Origin of the sequence: Mucilaginibacter gossypii (assembly GCF_900100945.1) — a bacterium.
In the GTDB taxonomy this organism is placed as follows: domain Bacteria; phylum Bacteroidota; class Bacteroidia; order Sphingobacteriales; family Sphingobacteriaceae; genus Mucilaginibacter; species Mucilaginibacter gossypii.
Window position 1 is genome coordinate 32,445 of record NZ_FNCG01000024.1, and the last position, 14,122, is coordinate 46,566.

10 protein-coding genes are annotated in these 14,122 nt (G+C 43.3%); all 10 read right to left on the bottom strand.

Annotated elements, in window-relative coordinates; genetic code table 11:
• Window positions 1-5 precede the first annotated feature (5 nt).
• Window positions 6-458, bottom strand: a complete 453-nt coding sequence (locus tag BLS28_RS27990; protein ID WP_091175553.1) for an OsmC family protein — start codon at window positions 456-458, stop codon at window positions 6-8.
• Window positions 459-618: 160 nt separating this feature from the next.
• The gene (locus BLS28_RS27995; RefSeq protein WP_091175555.1) at window positions 619-804 is read right to left on the bottom strand and encodes a YgaP family membrane protein; all 186 of its coding nucleotides are present in this window, start codon (window positions 802-804) and stop codon (window positions 619-621) included.
• A gap of 11 nt (window positions 805-815) precedes the next feature.
• The gene (locus BLS28_RS28000; RefSeq protein WP_091175557.1) at window positions 816-1,121 is read right to left on the bottom strand and encodes a hypothetical protein; all 306 of its coding nucleotides are present in this window, start codon (window positions 1,119-1,121) and stop codon (window positions 816-818) included.
• Window positions 1,118-4,342: an efflux RND transporter permease subunit gene (locus BLS28_RS28005; protein ID WP_091175559.1), complete on the bottom strand. Its 3,225-nt coding sequence runs from the start codon at window positions 4,340-4,342 to the stop codon at window positions 1,118-1,120. Before BLS28_RS28005 ends, BLS28_RS28000 begins: the two co-directional genes overlap by 4 nt.
• Before the next feature lie 4 nt (window positions 4,343-4,346).
• The gene (locus BLS28_RS28010; RefSeq protein WP_091175562.1) at window positions 4,347-5,456 is read right to left on the bottom strand and encodes an efflux RND transporter periplasmic adaptor subunit; all 1,110 of its coding nucleotides are present in this window, start codon (window positions 5,454-5,456) and stop codon (window positions 4,347-4,349) included.
• Between the two features lie 10 nt (window positions 5,457-5,466).
• Window positions 5,467-6,810 (bottom strand): TolC family protein, encoded by a 1,344-nt coding sequence (locus BLS28_RS28015; RefSeq protein WP_091175565.1) that lies wholly within the window; start codon window positions 6,808-6,810, stop codon window positions 5,467-5,469.
• Between the two features lie 448 nt (window positions 6,811-7,258).
• Complete coding sequence (locus BLS28_RS28020) at window positions 7,259-7,627, bottom strand: hypothetical protein (protein ID WP_091175568.1); 369 nt, start codon at window positions 7,625-7,627, stop codon at window positions 7,259-7,261.
• 299 nt (window positions 7,628-7,926) lie between these two features.
• On the bottom strand, window positions 7,927-9,495 hold the full coding sequence (locus tag BLS28_RS28025) for a SusD/RagB family nutrient-binding outer membrane lipoprotein (protein WP_091175571.1): 1,569 nt from the start codon (window positions 9,493-9,495) through the stop codon (window positions 7,927-7,929).
• A 19-nt stretch (window positions 9,496-9,514) separates the two neighbouring features.
• Window positions 9,515-12,826, bottom strand: coding sequence for a SusC/RagA family TonB-linked outer membrane protein (locus BLS28_RS28030; protein WP_091175574.1), 3,312 nt, complete (start codon window positions 12,824-12,826; stop codon window positions 9,515-9,517).
• A gap of 41 nt (window positions 12,827-12,867) precedes the next feature.
• Window positions 12,868-14,049 carry an ROK family protein gene (locus BLS28_RS28035; protein ID WP_091175577.1) on the bottom strand — a complete coding sequence of 394 codons (1,182 nt, stop codon included), beginning with the start codon at window positions 14,047-14,049 and terminating at the stop codon, window positions 12,868-12,870.
• Window positions 14,050-14,122: the final 73 nt, after the last annotated feature.

Genomic DNA, 14,122 nt, shown 5'->3' on the forward strand with positions numbered 1-14,122 from the left:
TTAATTTAAATGTTGAGAACTTTGATTAATGGGGTCATGATGATCTTTGACCTGACTGAATTGGAGATGAGACAGGCCGTTTCTGATTTTTGCAACACCCTTTCGGCTCTTTCCCTGTCTTTTTCATCAGCGATGGTTACCGTGGGCTCAAGAATAACCTCGGTCATCATGAATTTCCCGTCCACCTGTTCGAGTTTCCCTTTCGAATTGCAGCTGAAGCTCACAAATGAGAGTTTCGAATTTTCTGCAATGGCTAAGAAGGTGGTCATTAAACAGCTACTCACGGCGGCCGTGAACAAATGCTCGGGCGACCAGATCCCGGGAACCCCTTTCGGAAACTCGGGGGGTGTCGCAACTTCAATGCAACTGCCGGCATCCCGGTTTAACTCGGGGGAACACATCATGCCTTTGCGTTCTGTATTCCAGTTAACTTCTACGTTATAATAATGTGCTTCCATCGGTTGTTTCCATTTTGTATTGATCAGAAAGCCAATTTACCTTTGTTATAATAAACAAATAATGACCGTCAATAGCCTCATTCATGATGTTCATCACTTATCGGATGATTAGCACTAACAGGGGACAGATTTGAACGATCCATTACAAACCATCCCGTTATCAATCTTTGACGCCTACTGCCTTTAAGATCAATTCCAAAGGACAAAACCTCGTAAAAGCGGACTGGACTAAATTAAGTCCGACAAAAACACCCAGCCATAACCACTGGATATTTATTGTGTAGGCCAATATGATACTGGTTAACACCATAGTGCCGGCAACGGCACGTACAATTCTTTCTTTCATGTTCTTTTAGGTTATAGAAATTTCTCTACCGGCATGATGAATGTCCTGACGGGGGAATTATTATCATGCGTTTTGTTATAAATTTTAATGAGTTCCATCCCCTGTTTCGCATTTGCCGACGGCGTAAACGTGAAGATCATCATTGACTCAACTTTTTCATCGCCGCTGGCAAACCAATCTTCCAAAAAATTAGTCCCTTTACCTTGCTTCTGTCCTATGATTTCGCTGGTACTAAAAACATCAATGTTTGCCTCTTTAAATATTTTTGAAATGTCGCCCAGACATTCTTTTAGACAGGTTACGACCAATAGTTTCATGACGCAGATTTTTTAGGATTAAGATGAGTTTTACGCATCATTTTGAAATATAATAAGGGCACCACGATCAGGGTTAGGAAGGTGGAAGTGATCGTACCGCCCATCAGCGAGATAGCAAGCCCCTGAAAGATCGGGTCGAACAGAATGATCACTGCGCCTAAGGCCACTGCGCCGGCTGTTAGTAATATAGGCGTAGTCCGTACCGCACCAGCTTCGATAATGGCTTGTTTGAGCGGGATGCCCTCATCCAGCCTGATATTGATAAAGTCGATCAGTAAGATAGAGTTACGCACCATCACACCGGCGAGGGCTATAAAACCAATCATGGAGGTTGCGGTAAAATAAGCGTGCAGCATCCAGTGGCCTAACACGATACCTATCAATGAAAGCGGTATCGCAGCAAGCATCACCAGCGGCACCGTAAAATTCTGGAACCAACCTACGATCAGGATATAGATCATGATGATTACTACGGCGAAAGCGATACCCAGGTCGCGAAATACTTCAAAAGTGATCTGCCATTCTCCATCCCATTTCAGGCTGTAATTATCCTCCAGTTCCGGCTGATGAGTGTATTCCTCTTTTAGCGAAAAGCCTTTGGGAACGGTCACCGACTTCAGGTGGTCAGAAATATCCGAAATAGCATAAGATGGACTTTCCAGGTCACCGGCCATATCACCCAGTACATAAACTACTTCTTTTTGATTTTTACGGTATATGCTTTTCGGTTTGGTCTGCCGCGTTACGGTAACCAGGTCCTTTACGGGTACTGCGTTCCCCTGCATCCCAATCACCTTTAGGTTCAGCACATCATCTATATTGCTCTTATCGGCGTCGCTCAACTGTAGCTTAATTGCGGTTTGGTTATAAGCAGCGGGCTGGGCTGTATTGCCAACCGGCATACCCGACAGCCCGGCGTTAACCGTTGCAGCTATTTGTGCCGTAGCGATACCATAACGCATTGCTTTTTCCTTATTCACTTCAATATGATATTCCGGCTGGTCGTCTTCGACCATCCAGTCCACGTCTACCACATTGGAGGTTTTATTCATTAAAGTTGTTACCTGCCTGGCCACTTTGATCTGCTCCTTATAATCAGGCCCGTAAATTTCAGCCACCAAGGTTGACAACACCGGCGGACCCGGGGGAACTTCCACGATCTTCACATTGGCATTATATTTTTTGGCAATTTCCTGTATTGGACCACGCATTTCTTTGGCGATGTCGTGACTTTGGATGCTGCGGTCATTTTTATCAACCAGGTTAACCTGTATATCGGCAACATTGTCTCCCCGGCGCAGATCATAATGGCGCACCAACCCGTTGAAGCTGATCGGGGCAGAAGTGCCGATGTAGGTTTCATAATTCCTGACAAGTACTTGTCTGGATACATAGGATCCTATATCTTTTGCTACGGCCTGTGTCTTTTCGAGAGTGGTTCCTTCCGGCATATCAACCACTACCTGAAATTCATTCTTATTATCAAATGGCAGCATTTTAACGGCCACCGCCTTGGTGTAGAACATCGATAACGATGCGAACAGGATCACCACGATGCTTAGTATAAATGCCCAGCGTTTCCAGCGGGTTTCGAGTAAAGGCCGTATAAATGAGCGGTATATTTTATAGATGCGGGTTTCTTCCAGTAATTTTGGTTTGCTTTCTTCGTCAGCGATACCATGCTTCTCTTTCTCGCGTAAAAAGATGTAACCCAGGTAGGGGGTTAATGTCAAAGCAACTATCAGCGATAAGATCATAGCGATTGAGGCTCCTATAGGCATTGGGCTCATATAAGGCCCCATCATACCGGATACAAAAGCCATTGGCAATACAGCTGCAATTACAGTGAAGGTTGCCAGTATGGTAGGATTACCCACCTCGTTAATGGCATAGATGGCGGCCTGCAATGGCGGCAATTTTTTCATTTTAAAGTGCCGGTGCATATTTTCGGCGACGATAATAGAATCATCTACAACGATACCCGTAATAAACACCAAAGCGAACAAGGTAATTCGGTTAAGCGTGTAATGCATAAGGTAGTAGGCAAACAACGTAAGCGCGAAGGTTACCGGCACAGAAAGAAATACAACTAATCCACCTCGCCAGCCCATCGCCAGCATTACAAATACGGTTACCACCACGATGGCGATAAACAGGTGAAGCAGTAATTCCCCCACCTTGTCTGACGCGCTTTCGCCATAATTACGGGTGACGGTTAGATGCACATCATCAGGCAATAAACTTGCTTTTAAATGCTCCACCTTACCAAGGATCTGTTCAGACAATTTCATGGCATCCGCGCCTTTCTTTTTGGCGACAGATAGGGTGACAGCCGGGTAATTCGATTTAAAGGCTTGAACATTTTTAGTATCCGCTTTCCCATAACCAAACAGCACATACTGATTCGGCGTTTCCGCACCCTCATCAACTTTGGCTATCTGTTTCAGATAAACCGGCTGCTGCTGGTTAATACCTACCACCAAATTGCCAACATCATCTGATGAAGTGAGAAAATTCCCGGTTTCGACGGAAAAGGCAGTATCTTTTTGCAGCAGTGTGCCACCTGGTAATTGCATATTACTACCCTGAATTTGTTTGCTCAACGACAAAAAGTCCACATGGCTTTCGGCCATCTTACTTTTATCCAGCAATACTTTTACCTCGCGGTTACGGCCGCCGATGATATTGACATCAGATACATCGTTGATTTTCTTGATCTCGTTAGCCAACTCCTGTCCCATCTGTTTCAGCTGGTAATCGTCATATTTATCACTCCATAACGTTAACCCTAATACCGGCACATCATCAATGGCCCTGGTCTTGATCAATGGCAGCGTAACGCCTTGCGGCATTTTATCCATATTCTTCAATAGCTCGCTGTAAAGCTTTACTAATGAACGCTCCACATCTTCGCCCACGTTAAACTGCACGATCACCATGGCTTGTCCCTGCATAGAAGTTGAATAAACGTATTCTACGCCTTTGATATTCGAGATCATTTTTTCAATTGGTGCCGCAACTTTGGTTTCCACATCTTTGGGGGAGGCACCGGGGTACCCGATAAAAATATCGGCCATCGGTACCTGTATCTGTGGCTCTTCCTCGCGCGGAATTAAGAAGGTGCTGTAACCACCAATGAGTAAAAAGGCGATCATCAACAGTATGGTCAATTTCGACTGTATAAATGCCTTAGCAATATTTCCTGCAAATCCGTCTTTCATGTTCTTATTTTATTTTAACAGCTACACCGTTATACAATCTGCCTTCTGCGCTGACAATAAATTGCTCATTTGAAGCCATTCCGCTTAATACTTCTACCTGGTTACCCTGCGCTTTGCCCAGCCTTACCCAGCGAAGCAAGGCGGTATGGTTACTGCCAATGGTGTATAAGCCAGTTAATTGGTCCCTATATTCGATAGCCGATACCGGAACCATCAACTGACTACCAGTATTGTCGGTTTTTATTGGCGATGGTAACGGGATGGCCACATTGGCGTACATGCCGGCAAACAAGCCTTGCTTTTCGTTATCTGGGATATTTACTTTGATCATATACTGGCCGCCGCTGTTTTCAGAAGACTGGTTGATTTGCGTTATTTTGCCATTAATCACTTTATGAATCGCATCGACATTTATCGTTACCTGCGCATCTTTTTTTATTAGGCTGATCTCGCTTTCAGGCACAGTTGCGCTCACCTGGTAGCTCCCGCTTTGTTCAATGGTCAATAGTGGCATTCCGGGGGTGGCCATGCTACCGGCATCCATCATTTTCTGAGTTACGGTTCCTGAAAAAGGAGCGGTCAGGCTGGTGTAACTGAGCGTGGCGTTTACCTCATTACGTTGTTGTTTTGCTGCTTCCAATCGTGCTTTTGCCGAACTGTATTGCAGTGTAATATTGTCGAGTTCCTTAGCTGAAGCACTTTGCTGTTTATACAATGCGTTAAAGCGGTCATAGTCCTTTTGTGCGTTCTTAAAACCAGCTTCAGCTTCTGTTATCATCGCATCGGCCTGGGCCCGTTTCGCCAGGATATCGTCATTGCTGATAGTCGCCAGCGTTTGCCCTTTATTCACCCGGTCGCCCACTTTAACATTGATCTTCGTGATATAGCCCATGACCCTGGTGCTGATATTGGCTGTTTGACTGGCTTCTACTTGTCCGCTTACCGTCAATCCCTGGTTGGCATCGGCCGAAGGTTGGCTTACCGTAACAAAAATGGCGGTATCTGCACCGGCGTATGTGTCTTTTTTTTCGTTGGAAGAACAGGAGCTAATAAGCAGCAAACCTATCGTTGCAAATAGCTGTAAAGTCCTGTTTTTATGGATCGGCAAGTTCATATCTGATGGTTTATTTGGTGGTCGTTGTTGTTAATAATGTGATATAGGCGTTAGTCACATCTGCAGTAAACCGCGCCTGTGCAAGCGAAAATTTCAATTGGGACAACTGCGTATCTGAAGTCAATATATCTGTGGTATTGACCAGCCCTTGCTGGTAACGGTTCTGTAAGATTCTCAGGGCCTCGGCTGCCTGTTCTATCGCGGCCTGGTCCTGGCCCATTTCAAATTGTGCATCGGACAGGTCGCGGTAAGCTTTGTCAAGCTCCAATTGGCTCTGGTCTTTTTGCTGAGCTAACTGCATGGTAAGTTTGTCACGCTCCAGTTTTTGTGCGGCAATAACATGTTTGGTCTTATTCCCGTTAAAAACGTTCCACGATAACTGTATACCGACCAGGTAAGCTTTAGCACCGAACCCGGTTAAACGGCTGTCGTTATACTGGTAATTGCCAAAGGCATTCAGCTTTGGCAGGTAACTCATCTGGCTCGATTTGATCATCAGGCCGGATGCATCAATTGCTTTCTGCATGGCCATAAAGTCTGACCGGTTAGCGAATATCTTTTGCGTGCTGTCGATAACTGACAAGTTTGTTTGCGGCTCATCAGCGATGCTGTAAATTTTCCCGGTCGGCTGCCCCATTAACAGGCTGAGGTAATCAGAAGCGTTAAGGATACTGCTTCTTGCTTTTGCCAGGTTACTTTCAACCGAGGTTACATGCACTTGGGCATTCAATAAGTCCGACTTTTGGATCAACCCTTGTTTAAAGTGATTTTCGGTGAAGGTATATACAGACTTTGCTGTTTGTCTTGCTTCCGTCAAAACTTTCTCCGCCTGGTAGGCCAGTTGCAGCTGCAAAAACGCTTTCGTGATTTCGAAAGTAGTGTACTCCTGGGTGCGCTGTGTCTTATACCGGTAAATTTCGGTTTGTTTTTCAGCACCTTTACGCATGTATAGCATATCAATGTTGAGCAGGGGTTGTTTGACCTCCACTTGTGCCATATAATCTGGTGTTGCAGAAGGATGGTTTAAAAAAGCAGGATTAAAATCGTTTTGAGTAATGCTGCGCTGCTGCAGTTTAAAACCAAAAGCGCTGAGCGGATTGTTTGTGCTCATAGCTGTATAAGAGAGATCAACCTGCGGCAGAAAGATCGCCTGGGTCTGGTTGAAATTTGACTCCGCAATACGCTCGTCCAGACCAGCCACTCGAATAGCTTTGTTATTGGCTAAAGCTGCCAAAATGGCTTCATTCAGGCTTAGCTTTTGGTGGATGTCCTGCGCTTGCGCTATTGCGAGGAAGCCTGGTATTCCTATATAGAGCATCAGTGCCCATTTGATCAATTGCTTTATTTTGTTCATCAATTTAGTTTTTAACAAAAGTAGTTTCAGCAAAAAAGTTAAACGGTAACATTTGTTACCTACGCTGCCAGGTACAAGTATTTACGTCCCAGCGGACTCTCATCTCGTTTTGACCGGTAATGCTAAATCAAAAAATAGGATTGGAAATAGCATTCACCCTGGTGTACTCATTCTCTCCAGCATCTGGCAAAAACCAATGATTTAGTTAATCTGATTATAAAGTTCAGGGCGATTAACTATTAAATAAATGCTCATTATCAGGAATTAAGATGATTTTTGTCTTTAGTTGAACTATGGACGTTAGGATTGAGGCAGGGTGGTATAAAGCTGTGTAGCGCTCATCTGCCATCCGATTGCTGTCAAAACGAGGCAATATACCCTGCATGCTGGCTGTGATCATACTGAGCTACTGATCGGGATGATTATAATACAGCAGGATGACCGTTTTTTACAACAAGTTATACAGGTTATGGGCATCGGTTTTATCCCGTTGAAATTCATGTTCACTAATTTGAGTGTTAGGAACAACAAAACCATTCACCCTATCCACAACGAATTCCGGAAACCAGCCATCAGGAATCGAAACATTAATACATCCGTTCTTTGCCACCGACATCCCGCTCGTACCTGAAACTTCATGGGTCAGCCGCGGCCTATTGAGCCAGACATCTGCCCCTTGTTTAAGCAGTCGTGATAAACGCAATTCATAACCGGCTAAAATCGCGCAGTTTGGGTAATACTTACCTAAGTTTACGATCTTATCAAAACTGGCTATTGCCTCATAATCGAAGGGATAGGGTTTTCCTGCCCATATCATTTGAATCGGTATTTTGTTGTCGGTCAGCGGTTGCCATCAATTCGTATCAAAAGGAAAGCGATGGGGGGAGTAAATTAAAGTTTTATCTTACCCACCGAATAGCCGCCTTAAGAACCAATGCGGGCTATTCACATCGCTCCACAATTCTGAAAGTCAGATAGAGTGTTTATTGATGATTACTATCCGGGCGGGGCACATGATTTGCTTTTGCACGTATCGCGCATAGAAAAAAATATTTATACATAAAAAAAGCCGCCCACAAACGCGGGCGGCTCCTCAATCAACTATTATCTGGCATCTCATTTCACATCCCAGAAGATCTTTGTTGTACGGGTATCTTTTGCCTTTACATCATTATAATGACTGTTAAAGCCAGTTTCGATACTTGGATATACTAACCGGGTTGGCGGCGTAGTATAGTTAGAAAGTTTACCTGTAGTTGGGAAATTCAATACCGGATATTTTGTACGCCTGTATTCGCTCCAGGCCTGGGTGCCTTGCATAAAGCCGAAATGCGCCCATTTCTGTGTCCATATTTTTGCCAGTTTTTGGGTTTGTGTACCTGTATAAGATACTGAAGCCGAACTTAATAAAGTGGAAATATCAGCTGCGTTTAAAGTTGGTTTACTACCGGTGCCCAAGCTGTTCAAATAAAAATAATAGTAAACAGACTGGCTAACCGCAGTTTCGTATGCTGCTTTAGCATCACCACCACCCCAACGCTCAAAAGCCTCAGCTTTCAGGAAGTTAACCTCAGGTGCGGTTATTACGATACCCGGAAGTTTGTTATTGGTTAAGAAAGTGGTTGAATCAACTACCGAATATTTTGCAGCTTCAGAAGATGCCTGTTCGCTTGTAAAAGTTACCGGCATAGCCTGGTAGGTTTTATTACCGTTTTTATCGTACAATACTGGGATCCTTGGATCATTAGCCGGTAACAATACGGTATTTAACAGGTAATCTGGCGCATAGTTACTGCCACCTTCGGTAAGCGCATTTTGCAACGATCCAGTGTAAGTAGTTAACGGTGTTAGTAAAACGTCGGTAGCTGCCGGGCTGTAAGCCGCAGTATTACCTCCATCAATCAATGGATATGATGTTGGATCAGCCAGCATTTTGGCTACCTCAGCTTTTGAACCAGCTTCGTCATAAAAAGACATACGCATCAGCATACGCAAACGGATGGAGTTAGCATACCTCCTCCATTTATCAACACTGCCACCTAACAAGATATCCTGTTGTGTAAATGCTTTGCTTGACTGGCCAGATAAAGTAGCAGTTTTAAAATATGTTGAAGCAGCTTCCAAACCAGCGATGAAGCTTTTGTAAAGCGCTATCTGGTCATCAAATTTAGGGTTTTTCACAGCAGCGCTTGTTTCAAGGCTTCCTGCCTCGCTGAATGGGATATCACCCCAGCAATCAACCATTTCTGATGCCTGATCATATAAAACCACCCGGGCAGCATTCATGATCACATCATTATTTGCCTTATCTGTAGCCGACATTTGGTTGTAGGTAACTTCCATGGTGCGGTATAAAGCCATTACACCATTGGCCGAACCATTTGGATGATAAAAATCCTCCCAGCGGTTACCCATATAGCCATCATTAGGCTGATAAACGGTATTGGTATTAGGCAGGAAACAGGTTTGTGAAAAATCAGCTGTAGCAGTTAGTACAAACGTTCTGTAGTGCCAGTATTCGGCCCTTACCCTGGTATTATTTAACATCCCGGTAAACATGTACGGGATAGTTACAACAGCCGTTTTTTCCGGGTTGTTAAATTTTTCGTCGATGCTTTTTTTGCAGCTTCCCAATGATAAAGCAAGCAAAAACGCGTATCCTATATGTTTAAAATTCTTTTTCATAATTTAATGACTTGTGCTATTAAAAGTTCGCGTTTAATGAGAATCCAAAGCTTCTTGTAGCTGGTGATGAACCTTCATCAACACCTTGCCTGTACCACTTGTCGCCAATCGGAGCTTCAGGATCAAGGTTTTTAAGCGTGCGGTATACATACAATAAGTTTCTTCCTACTAAAGAGAACCTTAAATTATTAAGGTGCAGTGCTTTGTTCACGCTTGCAGGCAATCTGTATCCCAACACAACTTCGCGCAATTTCACATAGTTGTTTTTAAATACTGCATTCTCGTTTACAGAGTTTTCACCCCAGTCATAAGTATTCAGGTAGTATGAAGCAGCGTCAACAATCGTAGTGTTTTTCTCTCCGTTTTCATTTACACCCGGTAATATAACACCGTCGTTATAGGTTTTGCCACCGTTTGGAGCAGTTCCTAAATGTTTACCGCCATTGCCATCAATGTAATAAGCTAAACCGCCATGAGCAGCATCACGATACTGTAAAGTACTTTCGTACATACCTGCAGCAGTACCATATTTTAATGGGTTTGACACCATTTTACCGCCAAAACGGTAATCAACCAATACATCAAGAGAGAAACCTTTGTAATTGAAAGTGTTGGCAATACCACCTACAATTTTAGGCTGTATATTACCTACGTTCACATATTTCGATTTATCAATAGTGTATAAACCATCACTGTTTACAATCTTGTTACCATTAGCGTCTTTGGCTATCGGGTAAACCAATATATTACCTATAGGTTGGTTTGGCTGGGCAACAACCAATAATGCAGATTGATCGCCTGTGTAGAAGGTAAGCCTATCAAAACCTGGTGCGAGGTTATTTACTTTAGAGTGGTTAATAGCAAAGTTTAAACGCACATCCCAGTTAAATTTCCCGGTTATCGGTTTACCGCTGAAACCAACTTCCAAACCATCGCTGTGTAAGGTTGCAGCATTGGCTAATAAGCTCGAAGCACCTGTTGTTGGCGCAACGTTAAGCGCCATAATTACATTTTTAACCTGGTTGTTGTAGTAAGTGAAATCCAAACCTAAGCGGTCTTTCAGGAAACGAGCCTCCAGGCCATATTCCTGTTCGTATTTCATCTCTGGTTTTAACTGCAGGTTACCATAAGTAGCATCAAAAGTAAGCTGCGTTACTGAACCATTTTGTGTTTGTAATGATGATTGGTTATACAACACGTTAGGAACATATCTTGGTGCTTTGTTACCAACCACACCATATGAAGCCCTTAATTTTCCATAGCTGATAAACTCAGGCATTTTAAATGCGTCTGTAAATATGAAGCCCGCATTTACCGATGGATAAAAATAGGTATTGTTTTGTGTTGGAAGTGTTGAAGCCGACTCATTACGTGCGGTACCTTCTAAAAACAAATAGTTTTTGTAATTAAAGTTCAAGATTCCGAAAAATGCCTGGCTTTTCAGGTAACCACGGGTTGCACTTGTATTTGGCACACCGTATGAGTTAGAGATAGAAAAGAAATTTTCGGTAACCAAACCACCATTAGTACCAGAAGATTGGTCACGGTAAGTTTCGCTGCGTGAAGTATAACCACCACTAACAGACATGCTCAGGTCTTTGGTCAATTTTGGCGAATAGGTTAACAATAAGTCACCGTAAGTAACAGAATACTGACCCTTGGTAACACCGTAATAACCTGTGCTTGATGAACCGTTAAATGCAGTAGGATACTCATTATATTGTTGTGACTCAGTATTGCGGCCGGTATAATCACTGCCGATACGGCCTCTGAACTTCACATTTTTAAGCACATCCCAGTTTAAAGTAGCGCTGGTGATTAAACGGTTTTCGGTTTCATCCTCACTGTTCTTTAACTGTGTCCAGAAAAAGTCCATAATATCCGCACCGCTCATATTGTATTTAAAAGCCTCAGCCGGGTTTCTGGCAGCGTTACCAAGCGTTACGTATTTATAACCTAATGATGTCTGATAGTTATCCAGCAACACATCTGCTTTTTCCGAACGGTTTAAGAAGCCACCAAAGTTGGCTAAAACACGGCCTAACTGATACGGACGGTTATGAGTTAAGGTATTTACATAGCTCGCAACGATATCCGCGCTAATTTTATTACTTAACTTAACAGTAGTGTTTAAGTTAAATGAGTTTTTTTGTTGTTTTTGACCACGCTGTATACCGGTATAATCCAAACGGGTTGCCGACAAACGGTAATTAACGTTGTCTGTTTGGTTTGATATAGCGATGTTGGCGTTTGAGCTATAGCCTGTTTGAAATAGATCTTTGTAGTTATTTGGCTGCGGAGTGTAATCCCTGATCTCGCCATCCCACCACCTGATCTTCTGGCCTTCCATTTTAGGGCCAAATTGCGCGTATGAGCTAAAACGTGGTCTGTATCCTGATGGTGAATTAGCATCGGCTAACCAGCCATCTTCGGTAAAACCACCTGCAAGGTTGGTAGCACGGTCATAACCAGGACCGTAAACGTTTTGAAAATTTGGAGTGAAAGCCACTTGCTCTGCAGTACCTACATAGTTGAAATCAACACCAAGGCCTCTTGATTTTGAACCTTTTTTAGTGGTGATCACGATAGCACCGCTCATAGCATCAGATCCGTAAAGCGCTGTAGCACTCGCGCCTTTTAATACGGTAAGCGTTTCGATATCCTGTGGGTTGATATCCAGGATACCGTTACCCCTGATCCGCTGATCAGACCAGTATCCGTCATTATTTGAACCACCGGCACCTGCCTCGCTGTTATTGCGGATAATAACACCGTCTACAACATACAGGGGTTGAGTGTTGTAGTTAAGTGAGTTGATACCGCGGATCTGCACGTTTACAGCGCTGCTTGAACCACCTGGAGCAGTAGTGATCTTAACACCAGGAGCTTTGCCGTACAATGCCGAAGCAAAGTTAGTATTACCGGCCTCTGTTAATTGCTTCGCTGTAATGGTGGTAGTAGCATAACCCAAGGATTTTTCCTGGCGTTTGATACCAAATGAGGTAACTACCACTTCATTTAATTCGCCTTTACCTGCAGCCAGAGTTACGTTGATCACAGCATTGTCGCCCACGGTAACTTCTTTTGGTGTATAGCCTACAGATGAAAATTTAAGCACTGCACCCTTAGCCACTTTAATGCTGTACGCACCGTTTATGTTGGTTTGTACACCGGTTGTTGTACCCACAACTAACACGGTTACACCCGGTAAAGGCCCGGCGTCATCGCGCACCACTCCCGTAACATTGGTTTGGGCAAATAAATTTGCCGAGATAAAAAGGGGCAGTAGCAGGACCACCCACCTTTTCAAGTTTAGATAAAATTGTTGCATGAAAATTGATTAATTGAGTTAAAAAAAGACCTTGAATATGTTTATGTAGGCTCGGAAATATTGGCCTGCGGATTAAGTTTATATAGATTTTCAATCACCGTGGTTACGCCTCCTAACAGTTGCGCGTTATTGCCCAGGTTTGAAACCGCCAATTGGGTGTAGGTGGTTAAGTGGGGAATGCAGTGCTCGTTCATGGCCTGCTGAATGGGGCTGAGCCATAATTTACCGATAACGCTCCCCTTTCCGCTTAAAATGATACTTTCGGGATTCATTAAATGCAGCAATATGGCCAAGCCCTGACCAATAAAATAAGCTGCCTCGGCAATGATTTTTATTGCAAAGGCATCACCTTTAAGTGCTTCATCAATGATATTATCTGCCGATACGGTATCGTATTTTAGGAGGCTGCTAACCTGCCCCTGTTTCAGGCCTTCAGCAGCTTTAGCTTCAATAGCCAGCAAAGAAGCTTCTGTTTCCAGGCAGCCCTGCTTACCGCATGAGCATAGCTTTCCGTTTTTATGAAGCGGCAAATGGCTAAACTCTCCCGCAAAACCGCTGTGTCCTTTAAATATCTCTTTATTGATAATCATCCCCAAACCAACACCCCAGCCCAGGTTAATGATCATGGAGTTATTACGGGCAATGGGAAGTCCAAATTTTTGCTCAGCCAAAGCTATGGCTGTCGAGTCATTTTCAATAAATACAGGTAGTCCGGCGTGTTTGGCAATGTAGGTTACCAATGTTTCGTCCGGGACTTTAAGAAAGCTCAGGTTATTACCCAAAAACGCGTCAATAAATCCAGGCATGGTAATCCCTATAGCTAAAAACTTATCTTGGGCTAATCCTGAATTAACAACTACAGCCTTGATACAGGCTATCAATGAATGGATAGCATCCTTGTTATCGCCCAGTTTTAATTCAAACTCCTGCACCTCTCCCACAAACTCATTATTCATATTGACAATTACAATTCTTGTCAAAAACTGGTTCATAGCTACCGAAATGATAAAACCGGTATCAGCTATCAATGAATAAGTTGCGGGCTTTCTGCCTCCGCTTGAGGCCCTTATACCTACTTCCTTTACAATATCTAACTTCATCAAGTCGGCTATCCCTTTGGTCACATAAGGAATGCTTCGGCCAGTATAAATACTCAGGTCGTTAAGGGAAGCTGTTTTACTGTAATAAAGTCCTTTAATAAGGTCAATATGCTTAAGAAACATGTAGCAGGGGTTTATATCTGCATATTTAAATAAATTAATTTAATAACAAAAGAAAACTTTTTATTTTTTTTAA